21 protein-coding genes, 1 tRNA gene and 1 pseudogene are annotated in these 25,450 nt (G+C 69.4%); 6 read left to right on the forward strand and 17 right to left on the reverse strand.

Annotated elements, in window-relative coordinates:
- Positions 1–6 precede the first annotated feature (6 nt).
- The 8 genes and pseudogenes from ACMYLB_RS10185 to ACMYLB_RS10220 all read right to left on the reverse strand — a co-directional run bounded on the left by ACMYLB_RS10185 (position 7) and on the right by ACMYLB_RS10220 (position 8,759).
- On the reverse strand, positions 7–1,686 hold the full coding sequence (locus ACMYLB_RS10185) for a response regulator (RefSeq protein WP_415910804.1): 1,680 nt from the start codon (positions 1,684–1,686) through the stop codon (positions 7–9).
- Between the two features lie 108 nt (positions 1,687–1,794).
- Positions 1,795–2,796, reverse strand: coding sequence for a S1C family serine protease (locus ACMYLB_RS10190; protein ID WP_415910805.1), 1,002 nt, complete (start codon positions 2,794–2,796; stop codon positions 1,795–1,797).
- Between the two features lie 50 nt (positions 2,797–2,846).
- On the reverse strand, positions 2,847–3,584 hold the full coding sequence (locus ACMYLB_RS10195) for an alpha/beta hydrolase (RefSeq protein ID WP_415910806.1): 738 nt from the start codon (positions 3,582–3,584) through the stop codon (positions 2,847–2,849).
- A gap of 92 nt (positions 3,585–3,676) precedes the next feature.
- Positions 3,677–3,751: transfer RNA gene (locus tag ACMYLB_RS10200), tRNA-Cys, on the reverse strand.
- 89 nt (positions 3,752–3,840) lie between these two features.
- Positions 3,841–5,253, reverse strand: a complete 1,413-nt coding sequence (locus ACMYLB_RS10205; protein WP_415910807.1) for an ATP-binding protein — start codon at positions 5,251–5,253, stop codon at positions 3,841–3,843.
- 92 nt (positions 5,254–5,345) lie between these two features.
- The gene (locus tag ACMYLB_RS10210; protein WP_415911062.1) at positions 5,346–5,702 is read right to left on the reverse strand and encodes a response regulator; all 357 of its coding nucleotides are present in this window, start codon (positions 5,700–5,702) and stop codon (positions 5,346–5,348) included.
- A 173-nt stretch (positions 5,703–5,875) separates the two neighbouring features.
- Positions 5,876–7,828: pseudogene (locus ACMYLB_RS10215) on the reverse strand (transporter substrate-binding domain-containing protein); the annotation flags it as partial.
- Positions 7,829–7,934: 106 nt separating this feature from the next.
- Positions 7,935–8,759 (reverse strand): MBL fold metallo-hydrolase, encoded by an 825-nt coding sequence (locus ACMYLB_RS10220; RefSeq protein WP_415910808.1) that lies wholly within the window; start codon positions 8,757–8,759, stop codon positions 7,935–7,937.
- A 183-nt stretch (positions 8,760–8,942) separates the two neighbouring features.
- Between ACMYLB_RS10220 and ACMYLB_RS10225 the strand changes: the two genes are divergently transcribed.
- On the forward strand, positions 8,943–9,578 hold the full coding sequence (locus ACMYLB_RS10225; protein ID WP_415910809.1) for a DUF1080 domain-containing protein: 636 nt from the start codon (positions 8,943–8,945) through the stop codon (positions 9,576–9,578).
- Entirely contained in the window at positions 9,575–9,904 is a 330-nt protein-coding gene (locus ACMYLB_RS10230) for an immunity 53 family protein (protein ID WP_415910810.1), read from the forward strand. Before ACMYLB_RS10225 ends, ACMYLB_RS10230 begins: the two co-directional genes overlap by 4 nt.
- A 74-nt stretch (positions 9,905–9,978) precedes the next feature.
- Here ACMYLB_RS10230 and ACMYLB_RS10235 read toward each other — a convergent pair whose 3' ends face one another.
- From ACMYLB_RS10235 to ACMYLB_RS10260, 6 genes are all read right to left on the reverse strand, one after another.
- On the reverse strand, positions 9,979–11,505 hold the full coding sequence (locus ACMYLB_RS10235) for a TolC family protein (protein WP_415910811.1): 1,527 nt from the start codon (positions 11,503–11,505) through the stop codon (positions 9,979–9,981).
- Between the two features lie 171 nt (positions 11,506–11,676).
- Positions 11,677–12,177, reverse strand: a complete 501-nt coding sequence (locus ACMYLB_RS10240; protein WP_415910812.1) for a DUF6265 family protein — start codon at positions 12,175–12,177, stop codon at positions 11,677–11,679.
- Entirely contained in the window at positions 12,177–13,967 is a 1,791-nt protein-coding gene (locus ACMYLB_RS10245; protein ID WP_415910813.1) for a M2 family metallopeptidase, read from the reverse strand. The genes ACMYLB_RS10240 and ACMYLB_RS10245 overlap by 1 nt, the downstream gene beginning before the upstream one ends.
- Before the next feature lie 53 nt (positions 13,968–14,020).
- Complete coding sequence (locus ACMYLB_RS10250) at positions 14,021–15,877, reverse strand: ABC transporter permease (protein ID WP_415910814.1); 1,857 nt, start codon at positions 15,875–15,877, stop codon at positions 14,021–14,023.
- On the reverse strand, positions 15,877–16,407 hold the full coding sequence (locus ACMYLB_RS10255) for an ABC transporter permease (protein WP_415910815.1): 531 nt from the start codon (positions 16,405–16,407) through the stop codon (positions 15,877–15,879). The genes ACMYLB_RS10250 and ACMYLB_RS10255 overlap by 1 nt, the downstream gene beginning before the upstream one ends.
- An 82-nt stretch (positions 16,408–16,489) precedes the next feature.
- Positions 16,490–18,892: an ABC transporter permease gene (locus tag ACMYLB_RS10260; protein ID WP_415910816.1), complete on the reverse strand. Its 2,403-nt coding sequence runs from the start codon at positions 18,890–18,892 to the stop codon at positions 16,490–16,492.
- Positions 18,893–19,141: 249 nt separating this feature from the next.
- Here ACMYLB_RS10260 and ACMYLB_RS10265 point away from each other — a divergent pair, with 249 nt between their 5' ends.
- Complete coding sequence (locus ACMYLB_RS10265) at positions 19,142–20,608, forward strand: UDP-N-acetylmuramate--L-alanine ligase (protein ID WP_415910817.1); 1,467 nt, start codon at positions 19,142–19,144, stop codon at positions 20,606–20,608.
- Between the two features lie 17 nt (positions 20,609–20,625).
- Here the strand turns inward: ACMYLB_RS10265 and ACMYLB_RS10270 are convergent, their stop codons facing one another.
- The 3 genes from ACMYLB_RS10270 to ACMYLB_RS10280 all read right to left on the reverse strand — a co-directional run bounded on the left by ACMYLB_RS10270 (position 20,626) and on the right by ACMYLB_RS10280 (position 23,096).
- On the reverse strand, positions 20,626–21,141 hold the full coding sequence (locus tag ACMYLB_RS10270; RefSeq protein WP_415910818.1) for a hypothetical protein: 516 nt from the start codon (positions 21,139–21,141) through the stop codon (positions 20,626–20,628).
- On the reverse strand, positions 21,138–22,553 hold the full coding sequence (rimO, locus tag ACMYLB_RS10275; protein WP_415910819.1) for a 30S ribosomal protein S12 methylthiotransferase RimO: 1,416 nt from the start codon (positions 22,551–22,553) through the stop codon (positions 21,138–21,140). The genes ACMYLB_RS10270 and rimO overlap by 4 nt, the downstream gene beginning before the upstream one ends.
- Positions 22,554–22,775: 222 nt before the next feature.
- Positions 22,776–23,096 (reverse strand): rhodanese-like domain-containing protein, encoded by a 321-nt coding sequence (locus ACMYLB_RS10280; protein ID WP_415910820.1) that lies wholly within the window; start codon positions 23,094–23,096, stop codon positions 22,776–22,778.
- Between the two features lie 87 nt (positions 23,097–23,183).
- Between ACMYLB_RS10280 and ACMYLB_RS10285 the strand changes: the two genes are divergently transcribed.
- From ACMYLB_RS10285 to truA, 3 genes are read left to right on the forward strand one after another with little or no spacing between them, the layout of a single operon-like run.
- Complete coding sequence (locus tag ACMYLB_RS10285; protein WP_415910821.1) at positions 23,184–24,269, forward strand: mannose-1-phosphate guanylyltransferase; 1,086 nt, start codon at positions 23,184–23,186, stop codon at positions 24,267–24,269.
- A 3-nt stretch (positions 24,270–24,272) separates the two neighbouring features.
- The gene (gene ruvX / locus ACMYLB_RS10290; protein WP_415910822.1) at positions 24,273–24,701 is read left to right on the forward strand and encodes a Holliday junction resolvase RuvX; all 429 of its coding nucleotides are present in this window, start codon (positions 24,273–24,275) and stop codon (positions 24,699–24,701) included.
- Positions 24,698–25,450 (forward strand): tRNA pseudouridine(38-40) synthase TruA, encoded by a 753-nt coding sequence (gene truA / locus ACMYLB_RS10295; protein WP_415910823.1) that lies wholly within the window; start codon positions 24,698–24,700, stop codon positions 25,448–25,450. The genes ruvX and truA overlap by 4 nt, the downstream gene beginning before the upstream one ends.

Consider the following 25,450-nt stretch of genomic DNA (forward strand, 5'->3'; position numbering starts at 1 on the left):
GCCCGCTCAGCTCGGTGCGGAGCTGGCCGCATGCGGCGTGCACCTTCGCCTCGAACTTGCGGAGATTGAAGCTCGGGTAGAGTCCCTCGCGCAGGATGGCCCACTCGGCGGTCTCCTCGAGCGGCAGGGAGCTCTCCAGCAGCGGATCGCCCGAGGTGCCGACCTCGTTCTGCCGGCAGAGCGCGCGGGAGAGGAGACGATGGCGACGAGCTGCCGGTCCTCGGTGGCCGCCGCCGGATTGCTCCACCAGCGCAGGACGTTGGTGAACCGGCGCGAGAGGCCGAAGTGCTCCGCGAAAATCGTGGCCAGCTCGGGCGTCGTGCAGCCGAGGAAGAGCTTTTCCGTCTCGCGCCGCGGCAGGCGGTTCAGGCGGGCGTGTTCGAGGATCGCCTGGCAGCCGGCCGGGCGCAGGCGCGCGAGCAGCAGCAGGCCGAGGTCGTGCATCTGGCCGATGGTGCGCGCGGGCGCCTCGAGGCTGTTGAATTCAAGCTCGCGGCAGATCAGCTGGGCGATGCGCGCGACGGCGCGCTGGAACAGCCAGTAGCTCGTCCACCCGAGCGCGGGCTCGAGGCTGAAGGTGCGGGCGTCGATCAGCGTCAGGCGGCGCGCCTCCTCCTGGAGGCGGATCTCGCCGAGCTGGCCGACGGCGAGGCGCGCATCCTCGATCCGGTTGAAATCGTCGCTGGAGGGATGCGCGCGATTGGCGGCGATGAGCATCAGCGTGCTCAGGCCGGGATCGCGCGCGACGATGTCCATGAGCGGGTTGATGCAGGAGGGATGGCCGTTGGCCATCATCTGAAACGATGCGGCGGCGGACTCGATCACCGGGCAGCCGGGCAGGGCAATGACCTCCGCGCGCAGCTGCTCGGGCGTCACGACCGGGCAGCGGCCGGCGCTCGGGGCCGCCAGCCAGAGGGCGCGTTCGCGTTCCAGGGCGCTTGGGCCGGAGTCGCTCCCCGCGGTGAAGTCGGGACAGTCCCGCTGCGGGTCGATCCAGTGGGCCACGAGATCGGCGGCGAAGTCGAGCTGCGCAAGATCGGCGGGCAGGCCCGACCACGCTCCCGCGGAGGAGTGCTCGACCATCTGGTTGAGGCACTCGACGACGCCCCAGGCTCCCGCGGCCTCGGCTTGCTCGCGCAAGGGCAGGGCGGTGGAGGCGACGAGCGGGTGGTCCTGCAGCGCGGCGTCGCGTTCCAGCGCGGGGCGGGCGGCGAGGAGGGCGGTCCGCACCTCGTCCAGCATGCGGTGCATCTCGGCCGGCGTGAGCCCCATCATGCGGCAGAACGACTTCTCCTCCTCGAAGTGGCGCGCGCGCCAGGGGTTCACCTCGGCCTTCTCGATCTCGGCGAAGATGTCCTCGTCGTGGTAGGGCTTGATGAGGAAGTTCTGCACCCGCAGCTCGAGGGCGCGCTTCACGGCGTCGCGGTCGGCGTGCTCGGTGTAGATCACGACCGGCAGGAGTCGCAGCAGGCGGTCCGCCTTCAGCCGGCGGACGAACGCCAGCCCGCCGTCGCCGGCGATCTTGAGCTCGGTGAAGATCAGGTCGACGCGCACGTTGCGGCGGATGACTTCCAGCGCGTCCGTGGCGCCGGCGGCGCAGGCCAGACGATGGCCACCCCGGGCGAGGATGCCATGCATGGCTTTCCTCGCCACTTCGTTGGTGTCGACCAGAAGGATATTGGCCATGGCGCAGGGACAAGGCGCCGCCGGAGACGATGCGAGCCGCAGCGCCTTGCGTCACTATCATCGACGCAATGGGCGCGCGGTTTAGTCCATTCGGCCTCGCGGGCCGGATCAGGCGGGCATTTCCGCCGGCCGGAGGGCGAGCACATGCCGCTCGGTGTGGCGCAGCAGCGTCAGGCGGACCGGGCGATCGATGGTATCGGCGGTCAGCCGCTGGTGCAGGTCGGTGACGGAGCGGATGGGATGGGCGTCGAAGGCGATCAGCAGGTCGCCCTCGCGGATCCCGGCCGCGGCGGCGGGGCTGCCGGGCGTCAATTGCGACACCAGCACGCCGGTTTCCTGGTCGAGGTGGTAGACGCGCGCGATGGACCGGAGCAGCGGCGCCGTCTGGCCGCCGAGCCCGAGGTAACTGCGGCGGATGCGCCCGTCCTTGATCAGCCACGCCGCCACCCAGCGGGCGAGGTTGCTGGCGATGGCGAAGCAGAGGCCCTGCGCGGGGCGGATGATGGCGGTGTTCACGCCGATCACCGCGGCGCGCGTGTCGAGGAGCGGTCCGCCGGAGTTGCCGGGATTCAGCGCGGCGTCGGTCTGGATGATGTTGTCGATCGTCCGCCCGGTCTGCGCGCGGAGGGAACGGCCGAGGCCGCTGACGATGCCGGCCGTGACCGTCTGCTGGAAGCCCATCGGGCTGCCGACCGCCAGGGCGATCTGGCCCGGGCGCACGCGGTCGGAGTCGCCGAGGGTGAGGAAGGGCAGGGGCTCCGCGCTCACGCGCAGCACCGCGAGGTCGGTGTGCGGGTCGTCGCCCACGAGATCGGCGCGCAGGCGGCGGCCGTCGGCGAGGTGGAGGAAGATCTCCGCCGCCGCGTGGACAACGTGGCTGTTGGTCAACGCGTAGCCGTCGGGGGAGAGGAAGAAGCCGGAGCCGCTCCCGGCGGCCGCGCCTCCGGCGTCCGTTTTCCGGCCGAGCACTTCGACGTGGACGACCGCCTCGCGCGCCTGGGCGAAGCTGCGGCTCACCGCCTCGGAGTAGGCGTCGAGCAGGGCGGGATCGGAAGGCGGAGCCGCCGTCGGGTGGACGGGGATGGTGGGCGCGGAAAGAAGTTCGAGCATGACGCCCGCACCGTGGTCAGGAAGTTGCGAATGGCAACTGGCCGGGCCGCTCAGGCGCCGCCGTAGAGCGAGACGAGGCCGGCGGCGAAGGCGTCGCGCAGGACGTTGTAGTGGTTCTTCCCGGGAAACCGCTGCGTGGCGACCGTCAGGTCGCGAAACGGCGTCGTCGCGAGCTGCCGCTCCAGGAGGGCGAGATCCTCGGTCATCGACGCGCTGTCCTCCGCGCCGACGCTGAGGAAGAGGCGGGCGGGCAGGGCGTCCTGCGCGGCACGGAGCGCCGCGACCTGGCGCAGGAGGTCGCGTTCGGCCCACCAGATCGACGGCGCGCTGGCGAGGTGATGGGTGAAGAAGGGCTGGCGCTGGAAGAGGGCGTGCAGCACGAGCAGCGAGCCGAGGGAATGGCCGGCGATGCCGCGGACGCCGGCCGCGAGCGGATGGCGCCGTCCGAGCTCGGGCCAGAGCGTGCCAGTCAGGAAACGCAGGAAGGCATCGCCGCCGCCGCTGCCGGGTTCGTCGGAGTGGGCGACGGGCGTGTAGTCGCGTCCGCGCCGGTTGCGCGGCTGGCCGAAAGTCGCGCCGTAGCCGACCCCGACGAGCAACAGGGGCGGCACGGCACCGGTGCGACGGAGATCGTGGTAGGCGGCGCGCGCGTCGGCGAACATCGCGTCGCCGTCCAGGAACAGCACCGCCGGCCATGGCCCGGGCTCGCGGACCGGATCGGGCGCGTGGACGAAAAGGTGGTAGTCGGTGCCGGTTTCCGGGGAAAGGAGCGTGAACGTCGGAGGCATCGGGCGGGCGTTTCGGCTGTCTCAGCGGCACCCGGAGTCACGTAAACCCCACGGGTTCGGTGCCATCGTGGTGCCACTCGTCTTTCTCAGAGTGGAGGTGCGGGGCGGAATCGAACCGCCGAATAGAGCTTTTGCAGAGCTCGGCCTTACCACTTGGCTACCGCACCGGAGCAAAATCGGCCCGCAACTTGGGTCATCTCCCGGCGCTGCGCAAGAACTGAAATTCGGAAACCTGGCCGCGGGGCGCGCGGCCGGTTCAGGCGGGCACGCCGACCGGCGCCGCCAGGCGCACGCGGATGACGAAGAAGAACTTCGAGCCGACGCCGGGCGTGCTCTCCACCCAGATGGTGCCGCCCATGAGCTCGGCGAGCCGCTTGCAGATGATGAGACCGAGGCCGGTGCCGCCGTAGCGGCGGGTCGTGCCGGGCTCGGCTTGCACGTAGGGCTTGAAGAGGCGGGCGGCCTGCTCGGCGGAGATGCCGATGCCGGTGTCGTGAACGGTGAAGCGGAGCAGCAGCGTGTCGGAAAGATCGTCCGGTGCGACCGCCTCGAGCTGGAGCACCACGCCGCCGCGCTTGGTGAATTTCACCGCATTGCCGACAACGTTGATGAGGATCTGGCGGAGCCGGTAGACGTCGCCGCTCACGACCGCGGGGACGTCCGGGGCCACGCGGGTGTCGAGGGACAGGTTGGCGGCGGCGGCCTTGGGGCGGAAGAACGCCATGACCTCCTCGATGCAGGTGCGGGGGGAGAAGGGCTCGTTCTCGAGCTCGATCTTGCCGGCCTCGATCTTGGAGAAGTCGAGGATGTCGTTGATGAGAAAAAGGAGGGAGTCGCCGCTGTTGCGGATGAGGTTGACGTATTCGCGCTGCTCCGGCGTCAGCGCGGAGCCTTCGAGCAGGTTGGCGAAGCCGATGACGCCGCTGATGGGGTTGCGGATCTCGTGGCTGACGATGGCGAGGAACTCGCCCTTGGCGCGGTTGGCCGCCTCGGCGGCGTCCTTCGCGCGCAGCAGGGCGACCTCGGCCATCTTGCGGGCCGTGATGTCGTGGGCGACGGCCTGGTATTCCACGAGCCGCCGGTCGTTGTCGTAGATCTCCCGCACGATCCACTGCAGCCACGTGGTGGCGGCGGGCGTCTTGATCTCCTGCTCGTAGGTCTGGACGGCGGGATCGCTGTTCCAGGGGATCTTGCTGCTCGTGGCCATGCCGGCGAACGGTGTGCCGATGAGCTCGGAGCGTTTTTTTCCGTAGAAGCGGCAGTAGGCGCCGTTGACGAAGGTGAGCGTGCCGTCGGGCTTGTAGCGGCAGATCAGGTCGAACTGGTCCTCGACGATGCCGCGGTAGCTGGCCTCGACGCGCTGGAGCGAACGCGCCATGCGCTCGATCTGGCGGGCGAGGCCGATGATCTCATCGTGCCCGACCTCCTCATCCTTGGCCGGCTCGTCCGGTCCGAGGTCGGGCTGCGCGGCCTTGGCCTGGGTGCCGAGCGCCTTGACGCGGGCGAGCAGGGTGCGGTCCCAGAGGTAGCCGCTGAGCACGAGCAGCACGCAGCCGATGATGGCGAGCGAGAGGATGTAGTAGTTGGTGCCGAGCTTCTCTCGCAGGTCGTCCTGGAGGATGATCGCGGCAAGCGCCGCCACCAAGCTGATGACCAAACCCAGGACCATCCATGTCTTGCGCTGCTGTTGCATGCGGGGGTGCGCAGGCAAGGTAGCGGCAAGGCGGCGCGACTGTCTAACCGTTTTTGTCCCCGGGCCGTTTATCCGTATCGGCCGGCCGCAAGCGACGCCGGCGCGGCGGCGGGCTCACCCCGGTCCGTGGCGCGGCGGAGCACGGCGTCGAGGCTTTCGGGCGTGAAGGGTTTCTGGAGGAAGGCGGTGAACTCCGTCGTGTCGCCGCGGGCGCGCGCCTCCAGCTCGCTGTAGCCGCTGACCAGCACGCAGGGCAGGTCGCTCCGTCGCCGGCGCAGTTCGCGCAGGGTCTCGAGGCCGTCCTTGCCCGGCATGGTGAGGTCGAGCAGCGCCGCGGCGAAACGCGACGGCTGCGCCGCGAACGCGGCGACGGCCTCGTTGCCGTCGGCGGTGACGACGGAATCGTAGCCGAGGCGCTTGAGCACCTCAGTGAAAAGGGGCGCAGCGAATCGTCGTCGTCCGCCACGAGCACCGCGCCGCGCGGCGCGCCGGAGACGGCCGTCGGGACCGGCGCCGGGGCCGGCGCCTCGGCGCGGGCGGTGGCGGGCAGGTAGACGCGGAAGGTGGAGCCCTCGCCCGGGGCGCTGCGCACCGTGAGCGCGCCGTGGTGGGAGCGGACGATGCCGAGCACGGCCGCGAGGCCGAGTCCGCGGCCGGTGAATTTCGTGGTGAAGAACGGGTCGAAGATCCGCGCGCGCACGTCGGCATCCATGCCGCAGCCGTTGTCCGTGACTTCGAGGCAGGCGTAGGTCCCCTCCGGGATGTCGGGCGAGGGCAGCGCCCCCATCAGCTCCCCGCGCATCAGGTCGATCCGCTGCGTGGCGACGCGGATGCGGCCGCCCCTCTCCGGCAGGGCCTCGGAGGCGTTGATCACGAGGTTCATGATGACCTGCTGGAGCTGCGAGGGGTCGCCCTCGACGAGCGGCAGGTCCCGCGCCAGCGCGAACTCGAGGTCGGCGTGGCGCTTGGTGGTGAGCTCGAGCAGGTGGACGGTGTCGCGGGCGACGGAGTTGAGCGAGAGCTGCTCGATGGTGAAGGCGCCCTTGCCGGCGTAGGCGAGCAGCTGGCGGCAGAGATCGGCGGCGCGATGGGAGGCGGTCTTGATCTTCTCGATCCGGGCGCTGCGGTCGGGCGAGGCCTGCTCGTCGAGCTGCATGAGCGAGGCGTTGCCGAGGATGACGGTGAGCAGGTTGTTGAAATCGTGGGCGATGCCGCCGGCGAGCACGCCGAGGCTCTCGAGGCGCTGCGTCTCCTGCATCTTCCGCTGGAGGTTGTCCGCCTCGGCCTCGGCGAGCTTGCGCGGGGTGATGTCGGTGTGCGTGCCGGTGATGCGCAGCGGCAGGCGCGTCTGCGGGTCGCGGGCGACGACCTTGCCGCGGTCGAGGATCCATTTCCATTCGCCGCTCTTCGCGCGCAGGCGCATCTCGAGGGCGAAATGGTCGCGCTCGTGCCACAGCCTGGACTCGTCGGCGAGGACGCGCTCGCGATCGTCGGGGTGGACGAGTTCGAGGAAGCCGAGGCGGCCGGGGGCGATGTCGGCGGAGGTGTAGCCGAGCATCTCAAACCAGCGCGGGCTGCGCAGGATCTGACCGGTCTTCGCATCCCAGTCCCAGAAGCCGTCCTGGCTGCCCTCGAACACCAGCGAGAGGCGCTCCTCGCTCTGGCGGAGCGCCTCCGCCTGGCGGGCCACCTGCAGCAGCATGCGGCGCTGCCAGGCGAAGGCGACGAGGATGATGGCGACGGTGACGACGAAGGGGATCGCGTAGGGCCGCACGTCGCGCCAGCCGAGCTCGCGCGGGCGCAGCGGGCCGACCCATTTTTCGTAGAGGCGGTCGTAGCCGTAGCTGCGCTGGACGGAGAGCAGGCCCTCGTTCAGCTCGGCGAGGAGTGCGGTGTTCTGGGGCGCGACGCCGAAGTGCTCGCGGTAATCGAAGTCCGGGAACTGCAGCTGCGAGGCGGCGATGCCGGTGATGCCGCGCTGCTTGAGGATGTGCCGCACCACCAGCTCGGTGGCGAACACCGCGTCGGCGCGGCCCGCCCGCACCGCCTCGATGCAGTCGGTGATCGAGGGTGCGAAGACGAACTCGACGCGCCAGGGCTGGCGTTTCAGGTATTCGTGGGCGCGCGAGTCGCGCGGCACCGCGACGCGGATGCCGTTCAGCTCGGAGAAGTCGTAGAGCGGCGGATGCTCCTCGCGGATGAACATCGCGCCGCGCATGACGGCGGTGGTGACGCTGAACGCCATGAACGCGTGCCGCTCGGGCGTGTCGACGACGTTGCAGATGATGTCGAGCTCCCCGGCCTTGAACTTGGCCAGCAGTTCGCTCCAGGGCAGGACGGCGTAGTCGATCTCCAGCGCGCGGTCGGCGGCGACGGCGCGGAGCAGGTCGACGGAAAAGCCGGCGGGAGTGCCGTCGGGCGCGGCGAAGGTGAACGGTGCCGCCTCGGCTTCGACGCCGGCGCGCCAGCGCCGCTTCGGTGCGGGGAAGCGTCGTCCGCCCGCGCGCCAAGGCTGCCGCAGGCGCAGACGAGGCACCCAAGGGCCATCCACGTGCGGTGGAACGGGGGACGAATCATCGGAGGTGAACCTACTGTATCGGACAGGATCGCCCCGACCTTACCGGCTCAAGCCTGTTTCCGGGGGTAATTCCGGGAGCTTATCGCGCGAAGAACGGATTGAAACGGCGTTCCTGCGTCAGGGTGGTGAGCGGGCCGTGGCCGCAGGCCAGGACGGTGTCGGCGGGCAGGCGGAAGATTTTCTCGCGGTTGTGGCGCAGCTGGTCGGCGTAGTGCTCGCGGCTGCCCCCGCACGAGGCGGCGAAGAGCGAGTCGCCGACGACCGCGAGCGGCCAGGAGAGACCGGTGACGTAGAAGGTCGTCTGCCCGGGCGAATGGCCGCCGGTGAACAGGGTCTTGATCGCGACCTCGCCGAGGTGGAAGTGTGCGTTCTCGGCGAAGGTGCGGGCGCCGGCGTAGTCGATCGGCTCGAGCTCGTTCGCCCAGACCTCGGCGCCGGTCGCGCTGGCCAGCTCAGGCAGGTCCGCGACGTGGTCGTCGTGCGTGTGGGTGATGAAGATGTAGCGCAGGTCGAGCTTCTCGGTGGCAAGCGTGTCGAGCATCGCGCCGCAATCCGTGCCCGTGTCGAACGCCGCCGCCAGCCGCGAGCGATTGTCCCACACGAGGTAGCTGTTCACCGTGAGATCCTCGAACGGCGTGTTGAACATCGCGAAGCCGCGCGGGAAGAGGGGCTGCTCCGGATACCACTCCTTGCGCGCGAGCGAGAGCAGGGCGGCGCCGTTGAGCTGGAGGGCGCGGGCGACGGCGCGCAGCGGGTGGTCGCGGATCTCGCCCTTTTTCAGCGCGGCGAATTCGGCGGCGGTGATGCCGGCCTTGGCGACGAGGGCGGCGTCGGACAGGCCGAGGCCGCGCTGGGCCTTGCCGAGCACGTCGGTGAAATTGTCCTCCAGGGGGATTCGCGGCATGGCGGGGACGTTCGCCGCCCGGCAGGCGGTGCGCAAGCGGACAGTGCGGGTGTGCCGAAGCCGGCGGGCGGGCTCCGCGTCCGCCGGCGCCGCCGGGACCCGACCGGCTCCGTCTCCGGCGGCTAGGGGTCTCACCCTATTCGCGGGATTGACGCGCCCGGGCGCCGCGGCATCCTGCCGGCCATGACCGTCAAGTCCCTCGCGCTCGCCGCGCTCGTCCTCCCCGCCGCCTTGCTCGCGGCCGACCAGCCGAAGATCACCGCCTACGAGCGTTCGCAGGGGTGGCGGTTGCTGGACAAGACCGAGTGGCACGGCTTCGGCGCGAACAAGCTGCCGGCCAACTGGCAGGAGCGCGACGGGTCGCTGGTCGGCCGGGCCGGAGCGGCGCTGGTGAGCAACGACGATTTTGCGGATTTCGAGCTCACGTTCGACTGGAAGGTCGCCCCGGAGGGCCGCGGCGCGGTTTACTTCAAGGTGTCCGAGGACGAGAACTCGCCCGAGAAGTCCGGCCCGGTGATGCAGCTTGCCGGCCACGGGGATGCGCTCGGCGGCAACGGTCTCGTCGCGCCGGACCGCAAGGTCACGCCGCAGTTCGACGTGTGGTATCGCGGCAAGATCGTGGTCTACGGCAACTCGGTCGAATACTGGCTCAACGGCGACAAGGTGATGAGCTACCTGCTCGACACGCCCGAGTGGCGTCAGGCGGTCGCGGCCAGCGCGAATCCGACCGTGGCCAAGTTTGTCCACGAACGCGGCGGCCGCGTGGCGTTCGCGGGCCAGGGCCTCGAAATCCGCAACGTGAAGGTGCGGGCGATTTGAGCGCGGAATCGGACGGCTCCACGCTGGCACGGCTCGTGGCGTGGTATGTGCGCCACTGCAACGGTGAGTGGGAGCACGGATTCGGATTCCGGATCTCGACGCTCGACAATCCCGGCGTGGCACTCGACGTGGGGCTGCGGGAGACCGAGCTGGAACACGTTCCCTTCGCGGAGATCAAGGTGGACTATGATACCGCCGACCGGTGGATGATCTGCCGGAGGAACGACGAGCGCTTCGAAGGCCGCGGCGCCCCGGGCCGGCTGGAAGACATGATCGAGGAGTTCTTGCGCTGGGCGGAGGCGCACGCAACGCGCCAAACGGACTGACCTTCCCCCAAACCAAACAGGCGGCGCCCGGAAAGGGCCGCCGCCTGCTGGACACACACTAAACAAACCAGTTCTTATTTCGGCGCACCGACGCTGATATTTAGCTTTTCCAGCGTCACCCCGAGCTGGCGGTCGTATTCGGCGATGGCGCGGCGGTAGTCGGACTCGGCCCGAAGCTCGCTGACCTCGAGGCTGGCGACGATCTCCTGTTCCTGGGAGACGAAGAAGGTGCTGCTGCTGCCGGCGCGGAGGCGCTTTTGCTCGGCTTCGAGCACGTCCTGGGCGAGTTCGCGGGCCTTGCGGGCGGCCTCGACGCGCTGGCGGGTGACCTCGATGTTGTTGGCGGCGTTGCCGACGGAGACGACGATGCCCTGCTCGACCTGCTCGAGGTCGATCTCGGCCTGGCGCTTGGCGAACTTCGCCTGGCGGTAGCGGCCGCGCTCGCCGGTGAACGTGAGCGGGATCGTCACCTGCACCCCGTAGCTGAAGGAGCGGAAATCCTCGTTGCGCACCATGCGCTGGGCGGTCTCGCGGTTGGCGTCGAGGCCGTTGTAGCCGTAGCTGCCGACGAGGTCGACGCGGGGCAGGAGCTGGTTGCGCTGGTATTTGTAGTTGATGTCGCTGCGCTTGAGGTTGAGCCGGGCCTGCTGGTAGTCGGGGCGCTTCTTGAGCGCTTCCTGGAAGTCGAGGGCGGGATTCACGACGGCGACGGGCAGGGTGGCCATCGGTTCGATCTCGATCGACCAGTCGAGCAGGCGGGGGGTGCGTTCGTCGGAGATGAGGGCCTTGAGGGCGTTCTCGGCGTCGTGCACGAGGCGCTGGGCAACGAGGATGTTCTCCTCGCGCATGGCGACGCGGGCGCGGGCGGAGGTGACGTCGTAGTCGGACATCGCGCCGACCTTGAAGCGCTTTTGGTTCTCCTCGAGAAGGGACGCGGCGAGGTCGCGGAAGCGGATCGCGGTGCGGAGATTGGCCTGGGCGAAGTTGAGGTCGTAGTAGGCGAAGATGACGTTGGTGACGGTGTTGATCACCGAGGCGCGGAAGGCCCACTCGGAAATGTCGCGGCCGGCCATCGCGATGCGGATCTGCGCGGTGGTGGTGCCGAAACCGAAGCCGCGAAGCAGCGGCTGGCGGGCGGAGACGCCGCCGAAGGTGTCGTAGGTGTCGGCGAAGAGGTTGAACGTGCCGCGGGCGTTGGTCTGCGTGGCGCCGAGCGAGTAGGTGAGGCCCCAGGGCATCGTGCCGTCGAGGCTGAGCGTGTAGGCGTCGGTCTTGTCGCGGGTGTAATTGCGGAGGCCGGTGATCGCGTCGAAAGTCTGGAGCGGGTTCTCGTTCTCCGAGTAGGTGTATTTGCCGTTGAGCTGCGGGTCGAAGAGGCCGAACTGCTCGAGGACCTTGGCGCGGGCGATGGAGACGTCGATGGCGTCGGATTGGATCGTGTAGTTCTTCGCGACGGCGCGGCGGATCGCTTCGTCGAGCGTCAGCTTCTCGCGCACCGCGCCCGGTTGCGCGGGCGCGCCGGCCGGAGCGGTCTGCGCCGTGGCGGTGGCGAGCGAAGCGAGGGAAAGGAGGAGGGCGAAAAAGCGCCGGGACGTGAGCATGTGAGGGGCGATGGGTGCGGGAGCTTTGCAACCCGCATGCCAGCGCGATGGGTTGTTTCAAGGTGCTTTTAGACAATGATTAAAGAATTGTCGCCGCCGGACCGATCCCCCGCCGCCGGTCGCGGGCGGGATTGGGGATTCCCAAAAATGGGAACGCCCGCGACGGGACGTTCAGCGCACGCGCTGCAACTCGTAGGTCTCGATGCGGTCACCGCCCTGGGGGTCCGGGCCGGACAGCACGATGAGCAGGCGCTGTTCCGACACGCGTTCGTAGACGAACTGCTGCGGCCAGTCGTGCGCGCGATTGGCGAACGTCGCGCGCCGCGCCACGCGGTCGAAGGCGACGAGCGGGAAGGAGTCCCGGCTGCGCTTGCCGGCCGGGTGCGGGGTGAGCGTGAGCACGCCATCCTGCAGGGCGAAGTGCTCGAGATCGAAGAAGACGCAGCGGCCTTCCAGGCTGTATTCCTTGCTCGTGCCGAGCAGCACGCCGCCTTCCGGCGTGGTGTAGGTCGTCTCGAGCCTGCGGCCGGCGGGCGTCGTGCCGCGCCACTGGCCGGCGAGCCAGGAAAGCTCGGCTACGCTCGTGACCGCCTCGGCGGCGCGCCCGACGAGGCCCGCGCCGCCCAGGAGCAGGGCGAGCGCGAGCAGCGGGCGGGCGCGCGGCGCGATCATCACTCCCAGCCGATCTGGCGGCCCTTGTTCTGTTCCTGGAGCCACTGCATCAGCGGCGCGTAGTATTCCACCATCGCGCGCGTCGAGAGTTCCTCGCCCGTGGCCTCCTTGAGCACCTTGCGCCAGTCCTCCGTCTGGCCCTTGGCCATGATGGAGCGGAGGAAGTCGCCGACCTGCTTGTTGCCGGCGTAATTGCAGGACTGCGGGGGCTGATGGAGGATGTGCTTGGCGATGTAGTCGTGGAGCTGGAACTTGAAGACCTGCGCGATCGCGTAGCTGTAGTAGTAGGCCGGCGTGTCGTTGATGTGGGTCTTGGTCGCGGCGTCGCACCATTCCTCGCCGCGCTCGGTCGGGGGCTCGACGCCCTGGAAGTCGCGGACGTATTGCCACCAGCGCCGGTTCCACTCGGACGCCGGCAGGTTGTGCGCGTAGATGTCGGCCTCCCAGTGCGTCATCACGCCCGAGGCCCAGAAGATGAACGGCACGCCGGGGGCGAGGGCGTTGTTGAGGAGGAAGGCGTTCTCGTCGGCCTTGAAATCCGCGGGGAGCACGCCGAGCGATTTCAGGTAGGGCACCTGCGAGGCGGCCAGCGCGGTGAGTTCGCCGAAGCCCTCGTGGAAGGCGGGGTTGGCGCCGTTGCGCAGCAGCGCCGGCACCTCGGGGCGCGTGTAGGCCATGAAGTAGTAAATGTGGCCGAATTCGTGGTGGTTGGTCGTGAACCACCACGGGTTGGCCTCGATGCTCTGGAGCGAGCGCAGGTCGTTCTCGAGGTCGACGTGCCAGGCGGAGGCGTGGGTGTTCTTCTTGCGCGCCCCCTCGGCCGGATAGAGGTCGGATTTTTTCCAGAAGCTTTCGGGCAGCTTCGGGAAGCCGAGGCCGACGTAGAACTGCTCGGAGGATTTCGCCACCCACTCGGGCGTGCGGCCCTTGAAATACGGTTCGAGGTTCGCGGCCTCGACCATGCCGTCCCACTCCTGCGCCCAGCGGTTGTTGATCCAGTGCGCGGGGATGCGCTTCGGCACGGGCTGATGATACTTCTCGGCCAGCTTGTATTTCACCCAGGTGTGGAGCTGGAGGTAGAGCGGGCGCAGCACGCGCATGAACTCGTCGTTCAGCTTCACCATCTCGTCGGTGGTCATGCCATAGCCGGCGACCTGGAGCGCGAAGTAGTCGTCGAAACCGAGCTCGCGCGCGACGCCGTTGCGCAGGTCGCGCAGCTTGACCAGACCGGGCTTGAGCGCTTTGCCCGACTCCTTCGAGGCTTCCCAGACCGCCTGGCGCTCGGCGAGGTCGGTGCTGCTCTGGAGGAGGTTGTCGATTTCGTTCACCGAGATCGGCTTTCCGTGCAGCTTGAACTCGAAGCCGTTGAGCGTGGACGCCTGCGCGGTCTCGGCGGCGATGCGCGCGCGGGTGAGGTCGGGGTTCGTCATCGGGCCCTCGGCGGAGAGCAGCAGCAGGCGCTCGAGCTGGCGGACGGTGAGTTCGTTCAGGTCCTTGCGCTCGAGGAGGAGGGCGCGTGTTTCCTTGATCAGGGCGGGATTGCCCATGAAGGCGGCGCGCGCCTTGCCGGCGACTTCGGAGGCGGCGTCGTGCACCGGCGAGACGTCGGTGGCGGCGTCCCACTGGGCGTTGCTCTCGACGGTGTAGAGCGCCTGGTAGGAGGCGTTGACGAGGGCGAGGAAGCGGTCAGCGCGTTCCTGCGTGGGATTGGTGTCGGCGTGGGCGAGGGCGGCGGCACAGCCGAGCAGCGCCGCGCACCGGCGCAGCGTGGAGGGGAACAGGTTGAACATGGCGCGCACCGTAGCCCGGCGGCGCGCCGTCTCAACAGCGAATCGACGAAGCGTTACTGGGTGCGCAGCGCCACCTGCGGATCGACGCGGGTCGCGCGCAAGGCCGGCACGAGGCAGGCCAGCAGCGCCACGCCGCCGAGCACGAGCGCGATCAGCGCGAACACCAGCGGATCGCGCGCACCGGTCTGGTAAAGGAGCGACTGGATCGCGCGGCCCGCGGCGAGCGCGCCGAGCAGGCCGACGGCGATGCCGGCGGCGGCGAGCTTGCCGCCCGCGCGGAGCACGAGGACGAGGATGTCGCGCCGACTGGCGCCGATGGCGAGGCGCACGCCGAACTCGCTCGTGCGCTGCGTCACCGCGTAGGCCATGACGCCGTAGATGCCGACGGCGGCGAGCAGCAGCGCGAGGCCGGAGAACACGCCGAAGAGCGTCAGGGCGAAGCGCTGGCGCGCCTGAGAATTTTCCACGAGCTTGGTCAGCAGCTCGGTGCGCGCGACGGGCTGGTCGGGATCGACCGCGTAGACCTCGCGGCGCACGAGCGCGGTGAGCGCCGACGGGTCGCCGCCGGTGCGGAGCACGAAGCCGAGGTTGGTGAACGGCGCCTGCGCGAGCGGATCGTAGGTCTGCGGCATCGTCTCCTGCTCGATCGAGGCATGCTTCACCTCGTTGACGACGCCGACGATCTCGCGCCACGTCTGCGGGCCGTTGGTCATGTTGATGCGCTTGCCGATCGGATCCTGGCCGGGGAAGAAGCGGTCCGCGACCGCCTGCGAAACGATCGCCACGCGCGGCGCGCCGGCGCGGTCCTGCGCGGTGAAGTCGCGACCGCGGACGAGCTTGATGCCCATCGCCTGGAAGTAGCCGGGCGTCACGGCGAAGTAGTTCGTGCTCGGCAGCTCGTTCTCGGGGACGTTGCGGCCCTCGATCTCCAGGCCGAGCACGTAGTCGCTGCCGGAGAAGGGCAGCACGTGCGTCGCGCCGACCACCTGCACGCCCGGCAGCGCGGCGAAGCGCGCGCGCACCGCGTCGATGAACGCGGCCTGCTTTTCCGGCGTGTCGTATTTCGAGTTTGGCGCCGCGACCGAGACCCAGAGCGCGTTGTCGGCGTCGAAGCCCGGGCTGGTGTGTGCGAGGCGGGTGAAGCTGCGCATCAGCAGGCCGGCGCCGGCGAGCAGGACGAGGGCCAGGGCGATCTCGGCCACGACGAGGCCGCTGCGAACCCAGTGCCGCCGCGCGTCGCTGGTGCCGCGCGAGCCGTCCTTGAGCGCGTCGACGAGGTTGACCTTCAGGCTCTGCACGGCGGGCGCGAGGCCGAAGACGAGGCCGGTGGCGACGGCGAGCACGACCGTGAACAGCACCGCCCCGCCATCGAGGACGATTTCGGCGCTGCGCGGCAGGTTGGCCGGCGCGATGGCGAGCATGGCCTGCAGGCCCCAATGTCCGAACAGCACGCCCAGCACGCCGCCGGCGAGGCTGAGCAGCACGCTCTCGGCGAGCAGCTGGCGGACGATGTGCCAGCGCGTGGCGCCAAGCGCGGCGCGGACGGAGATCTCGCGCTGGCGCGCGGTGGCGCGGGCAAGGAGGAGGTTGGCGACGTTGGCGCAGGCGATCAGGAGCAGGAAGCCGACGGCGCCGAGCAGGGCGTAGAGCGTCGGCCGCACGTCGCCGGTGGCGTAGTCGAGCCAGCGCTTCGCGAGGACGCCCCAGTTCTTGTTCGTGTCGGGGAAATCGTGCGCGAGGCGCGCCGCGATCGTCTCGAGCTGGGTGCGCGCCTGCTCGGGCGTGCAGCCGGGCTTCAGGCGGCCGTAGGCGGTGAGGTAGTGACCGCCGCGCTGCGCCCATTGCTGCTCGTTCAGCGAGAGCGGCGTCCAGACGTCGGTCGTCGCGCCGCGGCGGAACGTCGCCGGCATCACGCCGAGGACGGTGAAGGGGTTTGGTTCAGCGTGATCGTCTGGCCGACGATCGCCGGGTCGCCGCCGAACTGCCGCTGCCAGAAGGCGTGGCTCAGCACGGCGACGGTGTGCTTGCCCGGCGTCTCGTTTTCCGCAGTGAAGCCGCTGCCGAGCCCCGGCGCGGTGCGCAGCACCTTGAAGAAGTCGCCGGTCACGCGCTGGGCCACGACGCGGACCGGCTCGCCGCGGCCGGTGAGGTTGTAGCTCGAGTTCTGCGCGACGAAGATGCTCTCGAACGCCTCGGTCTTGGCGTAGTCGCGGTAGTTGCCGGGCGAGAGCGAGAACTCGGGGAATTCCGGGAAGTTCGTCTCGCGCACGATCATCAGCCGGTCCGACTCGGGATACTCGAGCGGGCGGAGGATGACGGCGTTGACGACGGTGAAGAGGGCGGTGCAGGCGCCGATGCCGAGCGCGAGCGTGAGGATGGCGAGGGCGGTGAAGCCCGGGGACCGGCGCAGTTGGCGGAGGGCGAAACGGAAATCGTTCATGGTGCGTGCTGCGCGGGACAACCGCGCGCCGCCGTCAGGGTTACACGAAATCTCGGGTGTGCCGAGTCGATTGCGCCGGCGCTTACTCCGTGCGCAGCGCGACGAGCGGATCGACTTTCGTGGCCCGCAGCGCCGGCACGAGGCAGGCCGCCGCGGCGACGACGCCGAGCACGCCCACGATCGCGGCGAAGGTCAGCGGGTCGCGCGCGCCGATGCCGAAGAGCAGCGACTGCATCAGGCCGGCCGCCAGCAGCGAGCCGCCGATGCCGAGCAGCAGCCCCAGGCCGATCAGGCGTCCGCCCTGGCCCATGACCAGGCGCACGATGTCGGCCCGGCTGGCGCCGAGGGCGAGGCGCACGCCGAACTCCCGCGTGCGCTGGGCCACGCCGTAGGCGATGACGCCGTAGAGCCCGATGCCGGCCAGCACGAGCGCGACCGCGGCGAACACCGCCACGAGCAGGAGCGAGAAATAGCGCTGGCCGAGCGACTCGTCGTAGATCTGCTCCATCGTCTTCTGGGTGTGGACGGGCAGCGTCGGGTCGACCGCCTGCACCTCGCGGCGCATGGCGGCGGCGAGCGCGCCGGGTTCGCCGGCGGCGCGGATGACAAAGGTGAGGTTGTTGAACGGGAAGACGTGGTAGGGCTCGTAGGCCTGGACCGGCGTCTCCGCGTCGAGGCCGTTGATCTTCGCGTCCGCCACGACGCCGACGACCTCGGCCCAGTTGGGCGGATCGGCGAGGGCGACTTCGACGCGCCGGCCGAGCGGGTCGGCCACGCCGGGGAAGAACTTCCGCGCGAACGCCTCGTTGATGATCACCACGCGCGGCGCGCCCAGGGCGTCGCGCTCGGTGAAGGGCCGGCCGCGCACGAGCCGCATGCCGATGGCGCGGAAGTAGTCGGGCGAGATGGTGCGGTAGCTCGTGACCGGGGCGGTGCTGACGTTGACGTTCGGGTTGCTCTCGAGCCGCATGATGAAATTCGGCCCCGGCTGCAGCGGCGCGCTGGTGGTGAGCGCGGCGGAGGCGACGCCCGGCAGCGCCTGCAGGCGGCGGACGACCTCGCGCGCGAACTGGATGCGCTTCTCGTCGTTCGTGCCGAGCGTGCCGTAGCGGGCGAGTGGAAGGTCGACCCGCAGCGTCAGGATCCGCGCGGTGTCGAAGCCGGCGTCGACCTGCTGGAGCCGGTGGAAGCTGCGGATGAGCAGGCCGGAGGAGACGAGGAGCACGACGGCGGCGGCGACCTGCACGACCACGAGGCTGTGGCGCAGCCAGCCGCGCGAGGCGGTCGTGCCGTGGCTTTCGCGCAGGGCGAGCGTGAGGTCGGTGCGCGAGGCGTGCCACGCGGGGATGAGGCCGAAGACCAGTCCGATGAGGAAGGTGGCGCCCGCGGTGCAGGCGAGCACGCGGCCGTCGATCGTAACCTCGTCGAGCCGCGGGATGCTGGCGGGAGCGAGCGCGAGCAGGGCGTGAAGCAGCCATTGGCCGAGCAGGGTGCCCGCGGCCCCGCCGAACAGGAAGAGCACGAGGCTCTCGACCGTCAGCTGCCGCATCAGCCGCGTGCGCGAGGCGCCGAGCGCGGCGCGGATGGAGATTTCGCGCGTGCGCGCGGCCGCGCGGGCGAGGAGGAGGTTGGTGACGTTGGCGCAGGCGATGAGGAGGAGCGCGACCACGGCGGCGAGCAGCACGACCAGCGCGGGGCGGACGTTGGCGACGTAGTCGTCGAGCATGGCGTAGGCGACGCAGGCCCAGTCCTGGTCGGTGGTGGCGAATTCCCGGGCGTAGCGCTGCGTGAGCACGGCGAGGTCGGCGCGCGCCTGCTCGAGCGTCGCGCCGGGCTTGAGCCGGCCGAAAACCTGGAGGTTGTGCAGGTCGCGGCGGTTGCGGTTGAAGTCGTCGGGGGCGAACGGCGTCCAGAGCAGGCACTTGGAGGGAAAATCGAAGCCCGGCGGCATGACGCCGATGATCTCGCGCGGCCGGCCGCTCACCTCGAGCGTGCGACCGAGCACGTCGGCGCGTCCGCCGAAGCGCTGCTGCCAGAGCGTGTGGCTGAGCAGCACGACGCCGTCGGCGCCGGGGAAGAATTCCTCGGGCTTGAAGGTGCGGCCGAGGGCGGGGGCGACGCGCAGGGCGCGGAAGACCTGGTCGGTGAACACCGCGCCGGGCACGCGTTCGGGCGCGGTGCCCTCGGCGACGAGGCTGAAGTTCGCCGTCTGCCAGGCGCCGACGGCTTCGAAGGTCCCCTGGTCCTTCTGCACCGAGAAGAACGCGCCGGCGGCGAAGGACGCCTTGGGGAAATTCGGGCTGCGGTGGTAGAGGCGGACCAGTTCGTCGGGGGCGGCGAAGGGCATCGGGCGCAGCAGCACGCCGTTGATGACGGAGAAAATCGCGGTGTTGGCCCCGATGCCGAGGGCGAGGGTGAGGAGGGCGACGGCCGTGAAGCCGGGGGATTTCAGCAACTGACGAAGGGCGTGGCGGACGTCTTGCATGGCGGATTTGTGGCGGTCCGGCGCGCGGGCGGGAACGCAAAAGCGGGGAACGCTCGCATTCCGCGACGAAGATGGCCCGCGGTGCGGCGAGCGCGGGAGGGGCGCCGGGGCGAGGGCGTGTCGCCGGACCCGGAAGAGCGCGGTGAGCCAAGGCGAGCGCGGGTTGCGGACGGGGAGAAACGCCGGCACGGGACAGGAGGTGAGTAAATTTCGCTGGCCTGCCGCGCGGCGCGCGCCAAAGCAGGAGGCATGCGGATTTACTTCATGGGCATCTGCGGGACGGCGATGGGCAACGCGGCGCTGCTGGCGCGCGCGAACGGGCATCAGGTGCTCGGCGCCGACACCGGCATTTATCCGCCCATGAGCCACGTGCTGGCGCAGGCCGGCATCGAGCTGCACGAGGGCTACGACGCCGCGCGCCTCGAGCGGCTGCGCCCCGACCTCGTCGTCGTCGGCAACGCCATGAGCCGGGGCAACGTCGAGGTCGAGTGGCTGCTCGACACCCGCGCGCTGCCCTTCACGTCGCTGCCGGCGCTGCTCGCGGACTTCGTCCTGAAGGGACGGAAGAACATCGTCATCGCCGGCACGCACGGCAAGACGACCACGACCGCGCTCACGGCCTTCCTGCTGCGCGAGAACGGCCGCGATCCGGGCTTCCTGATCGGCGGCGTGCCGCAGGACCCGCCGGTCGGCAACCATCTCGGCAGCGCGGGCGATCCGTTCGTGATCGAGGGAGACGAATACGACAGCGCGTTCTTCGACAAGCGGAGCAAATTCATCCACTACACGCCGCACATCGCGGTGATGAACAATCTCGAGTTCGATCACGCGGACATTTTCCGTGATCTCGACGACGTGAAGCGGACATTCTTCCACCTCTCGCGCATCGTGCCCCGCAACGGCTGGATCGTCGTCAACGGCGACGATGCCAATCTCGCCGCGCTCGGGAATTTCCCGTGGACGCGGCTCGTGCGCGTCGGCCTCGGCGAGGCCTGCGACGTGCGCATCACCGACTTTGCCGAGACGCCGAGCGGAGCGAGCTTCACGCTGAATTGGAAGGGGACGAAGTGGGCCGACGTGCGCTGGACGCAGCCCGGCCTCTTCAACGCCCGCAATGCCGCCATGGCCGCGGTCGCGGCGCAGCTCAGCCTCGCGCCGGTGCCCGCCGGCGAGGCGCTCCCGGAGAATCTAGCGTATTACGCTGGATCCGGCGCGGCGCTCGATCTCTCGCCGCTCGCGCGCTACCGCGGCGTGATGCGCCGCCAGCAGCTGCTGCTGGACACGCCGCGGCTGAAGGTGATGGAGGACTTCGGCCACCACCCGACCGCGGTGGGCGAGACGCTGGCGAGCTTCCGCGCGCGTTTCCCGGGGCATGTCATCCACGCGGCGTTCGAGCCGCGCAGCAACACCTCGCGCCGGCGCGTGATGCTCGATGCCTTCAAGGCGGCCTTGGTGCGTGCCGACCATGTCTACCTCGGGCCGGTGGCGCGCGCGCACCTGCTGAAGCCCGAGGAGCGCTTCGACCACGACGCGCTCATCGCCTTCCTCGCCGAGCAGGGCGTGCGCGGATGCACGGCGCCGTCGAACGCGGAGCTTTTGGAAAAACTCGTCGCCGTCACCCGCGCCGAGACGGAGAAGCCCCAACTGGTGGTGTTCTTCACCAACGGCTCCTTTGACGGCATCATCACCGGCTTTGTGAAGCAGGCGCAGGGCTGAGGGCGCCGGCGCGGAACCTATTGCGTCGCCGGCGCGAGGAGCTGGCTGATGCGCTTCTCGAGGGCGTCGTAGGCGCGTTCGTTGAGTTCGCTCTGCCGGCGGAGGCGTGCGAGCTGACTCTGGCGTCTTTCCTGGTCCGAGGACGGAAGATCGGCGCCGCTGGTGCTCTCGAGAAAGCGAAGGATGTTCTCCTTGTCGTTCTTCACGCGGGCGGCGAAGTCGTCGGCCTGCAACTGCAGTCCCTCGACGAGCACGTCGCGCACCGTGCGGCCGTGGAGGCGCAGGCAGAGCGGATTGCTCGTGGCCTCGGGATCCGCCTTGGCCCAGCCATGGGTCGTGTCGCGGATGCGGACCACCGCGGTGGAGAACTCGTCCGCGAGCGGCGCGGGCATCTTCTCGAGCGTGTGGTCGAGCCAGCCCTGAAGCTCGTTCGCGTTGCGGCCGTCGATTTTCCAGTCGAGCGGATCGCGCGGCGTGCAGGCGGCGAGGACCGCAGTGAGAAAAAGAAGCAGGAAGCGGCGGAGTCGGCTCACTGCGCCTGCTTCGCGACCTTGTAGACGACGGGTTCCTCGCCCTGGGGCAGCGCGAGGAGGTCGTAATCGTGGAAGGAGTTGATCGTCACCTCCGCGAACCGGCCGACGGGCAGGCTCTTTGGCACGTAGACGCGGCCGTCGATGTCCGGGGCGTCGGCTTCGCCGCGGGCGACGCCGGGCTCTTCGACGAGGACGCGGAGCTTGCGGCCGACGTAGCTCTTGGAGACTTCGCGGGCGATTTCCTTCTGGAGCGCCATCGTCTTGTGCCAGCGGGCCTCCTTCACCTTGGGCGGGAGCTGGTCGGCCATCTTCGCGGCGCGGGTGCCTTCTTCCTGCGAGTATTTGAACACGCCAAGGCGCTCGAACTTCGTCTCGCGGATGAACTGGCAGAGCTCGTCGACGTCGGCCTCGGTCTCGCCGGGGAAGCCGACGATGAACGTCGTGCGGACCGCGATGCCGGGGATGCCGGCGCGGATGCGCTGGATCAGGTCGCGGATGTAGGCGCCGCTGGTCTCGCGCTGCATCAGGCCGAGCATGTGGTCGCTGATGTGCTGGAGCGGGATGTCGATGTAGCGGGCGACCTTCGGACACTCGGCGATGGTCTTGATCAGTTCGTCGGACCAGTGCGCGGGGTGCGTGTAGAGCAGGCGAATCCAGAAATCGCCATCGATGGCGTTGAGCTCGCGGAGGAGGGTGGTGAGCGCGGTGCCGCGGGAGGAGTCGACCGGCGTGCGCGGGTTCGGGCGCTGTTCCCACGTGTCCATGCCGAAGAAGGTCGTGTCCTGGGAGATTAGGTTGATCTCCTTCACGCCCTCGGCGACGAGGCGGCGCGCCTCGGCGACGACGCTCTCGACGGTGCGGCTGCGGTGGCGGCCGCGGATCTGCGGGATGATGCAGAAGGTGCACGGGTGGTTGCAGCCTTCGGCGATCTTGAGGTAGGCAAAATGAGCCGGCGTGAGCCGGAAGCGCGGCGTGTCGTAGTCGGGGATCCAGGTCGACTTGCCCTCGATGAACGAGACCGGCGCGTCCTTCTTGCCGCGTTCCTTGGCGTAGATCTCCTCGATGATCGGCGCGACCTTGGTGACCTGGTCGAGGCCGATGAAGGCGTCGACCTCGGGCATCGCGTTCGGCAGGTCCTTGGAGAAGCGCTGCGACATGCAGCCGGCGACGATCAGCTTCTGCTCCTTGCGGCGCTTGCGCATGCCGCGGTTCTGATGGACCTCGAGGATGTGGCCGATCGATTCCTCCTTGGAGGAGTCGATGAAGGAGCACGTGTTGACGATCACGACGTCGGCCTTCTCCGCCTCCGGGATGACCTGCATGCCGGCCTGGTGGAGGTGGCCGACCATGATCTCGCTATCGACGAGATTCTTCGCGCAACCGAGGGAGATGAGGCTGACCTTGATCGACATAAATGAAATGCGCCCGCGGCTGCGGGCGCGAAAGGGTGGGCGTTGTCGCCGCGGCTTACTTCTTCTTGGCCTTCGCCTTGTTGGCGGCGTTCTTGCGCTTCATGTAAGCGACGCGGCGTTTCTTCTTAATGACCTTGTTGTATTGTTTGCCCATGGTGGTTGGTGAATGAGTGAGGGGGGATTTGTCCGGATTGCGGGGCGCGAGTCAAGCCCTCCGGCGGCTCAGTAGCGGGCGAGCGTCGGGTCGACTTGGAGGGCCCAGGCGTCGATGCCGCCGGCGACGTTGGTGACATTGTCCCAGCCGGCGGCGCGCAGGAACTGCGTCACGCGCGCGCTGCGGCCGCCGTGGTGGCAGAGGATGAGCACCTGCCGGTCCTTGGGGATCTCGTCCAGGCGGGCGGGGATTTCGCGGATGGGGATGTGCTTGCCGCCGGCGACGTGGCAGACGGCGAGCTCGTTCGGCTCCCGGACGTCGATGAGCAGGGCCCCGGCCTCGAGGAGGCGGGCGGAGTCGGCGGCGGTGGTTTCGAGCGGGAAAGGCATGGGAGCGCCGAAAGTGGGTCAACGCTCCCGAAAGGCAAACCCAGTTCGCCGTTGACGGAGCGGGGAGGCGCGGAATCGTTGGACGTCATGCCTGCACGCTACGTCGTGATCATGGCCGGCGGCCGGGGCGAACGCTTCTGGCCAGCCAGCCGTCACTCCACGCCCAAACACCTCCTGCCGATCGTCGGTGAAGCCCCGATGCTCACGCAGACGGTCGAGCGCGTGCTCGGCGTGGCGCCGCGAGAGAACATCTTCGTCATCACGACGCAGGCCCAGCTCGCCGGCGTCCGCGCGGCCTGTCCGCAGCTGCCCGTGGAAAATCTCGTGGCCGAGCCGATGGGGCGCGACACCGCCGCAGCGACCGGCCTCGCCATGCTGCTGGTGCAGCAGCGCGATCCGCAGGCGGCTTTCGCCATGCTGCCGGCCGACCACGTGATCCACGACGTGCGCGAATACCAGGCGCTGCTCAACGCCGCGTTCGCCACGGCCGAGAGCGCCGACGTGCTCGTGACGCTCGGCATCAAGCCGACGGAGCCGGCCACGGGCTTCGGCTACATCGAGCAGGCCGGTCCGTGGAAGAACGTCGCCGGTCGCGAGGTGATTTCCGTGAAGCGCTTTGTCGAAAAGCCCGATCTCGCGACGGCGCAGGAATACCTGGCCTCGGGCCGCTACCTCTGGAACGCGGGCATGTTTGTCTGGCGCGTGCCGGTGGTCGAGGCGGGCCTGAAGACCCACGCGCCGGAACTGCACGCCGGACTTGTCGCCCTGGGGCAGGCGGCGGCGCGGGACGGCTGGGCGAGCGCGCTCGCGGCGGCTTATCCGCACCTGAAGAAGATCTCGGTCGATTACGCCTTGATGGAAAAGTCGTCCAACGTCGTCGTGGTGCCGGCGACGTGCGACTGGGACGACGTCGGCGCCTGGCCGGCGATCGCGAACCATTTTCCCAAGGACGCGGCGGGCAACGTCCTCCGCGGCCTCGCCATGGTCGAGGGCGGCGCGAACAACATCGTGGTCGCGCGCGACGGCCACCTCACGGCCGTGGTCGGGGCGAGCGATCTCGTGGTCGTGACCACGGCGGACGCCACGCTGGTCTGCCCGCGCGACAAGGCGCAGGAGATCAAGGCGCTGCTCAAGCGCCTCGAAGCCGACGCCGAGAAGAAGAAGTTTCTCTGACGGATGCGCTGCCTCGGCATCGACTACGGTGCGAAACGGATCGGCCTCGCCCACGGGGACGAGATCGGGGTCGCGACGCCGCTGCCGGCCGTGCTCGAGCCGGCGGGCGACGCGCGCTGGGCGAAGCTGGGCGAGGCGATCCAGGCCCGCCGCATCACCGATCTCGTGGTCGGTTATCCCTACAACATGGACGGCTCGGTCGGCTTCAAGGCGAAGGAGGTCGACGCGTTCGTGGCCGAGCTGAAGGCGCGCTTCGGCCTGCCGGTGCACCTGGTCGACGAGACCCTCACGAGCTACGCCGCCGAGTCGTCGATCAAGAAGAAGGACCGCCGCGGCGTGCGCGATAGCGGCCTGATCGATTCGCGCGCGGCGACGATCATTTTGCAGGACTTCCTCGACCAGCGGAACCCGCCGGTCGCACCCGAGCCATGACGGCGACCGCGAAGCCCCCGCGCTGGAAGTGCGTCGTCGCCTACGACGGCAGCGCGTTCGACGGCTGGCAGAGCCAGGAAAGCGGCAACACGATCCAGGACGTGCTCGAGCGGCGGCTGGCGGCGATCTTCAAGACCCCGCTGCGGCTCCACGGCAGCGGCCGCACGGACGCCGGCGTGCACGCGCTCGGGCAGGTGTTTCATTTCGACGCGGCCTGGCCGCACGGCGCCGACAAGCTGCGCCTCGCCCTGCAGGCGACGCTGCCGAAGAGCATCCAGATCGTCAGCGTGCGCCGGGCGCCGGCGAGTTTCCACGCGCGCTTTTCCGCGAAGGGGAAGGTGTATCGCTATCACGTGTTTCTCGGCGAAGCGGACCCGTTCCATACCGCCTATCGCTGGTCGTTCGACCGGCCGCTCGATTTCGCGGCGATGGAGCGCGCGGCGAAGGTGCTGCGCGGCCGGCAGGACTTCTGGGCCTTCTCGGGCGAAAACGACCGCACCTACGAGACCACGGTCCGCGACCTGCGCCGGCTCGAGATCCGGCGGCGCGGGCGCGAGCTGACGTTCACGTTCGAGGCGGACGGCTTTCTCTACAAGATGGTGCGCAGCCTCACCGGCGCGCTGATCAACGTCGGCCTCGGCAAGCTCACGCCCGCGCACATCGCGGAGCTGATCCGCACGCGCCGGCGCATCCCGACGGTGGTCACGGCGCCGCCGCAGGGCTTGTTTTTGGTCAAGGTGAAGTATTGA

The organism is Oleiharenicola sp. Vm1, assembly GCF_047777955.1.
GTDB lineage: Bacteria > Verrucomicrobiota > Verrucomicrobiia > Opitutales > Opitutaceae > Didemnitutus.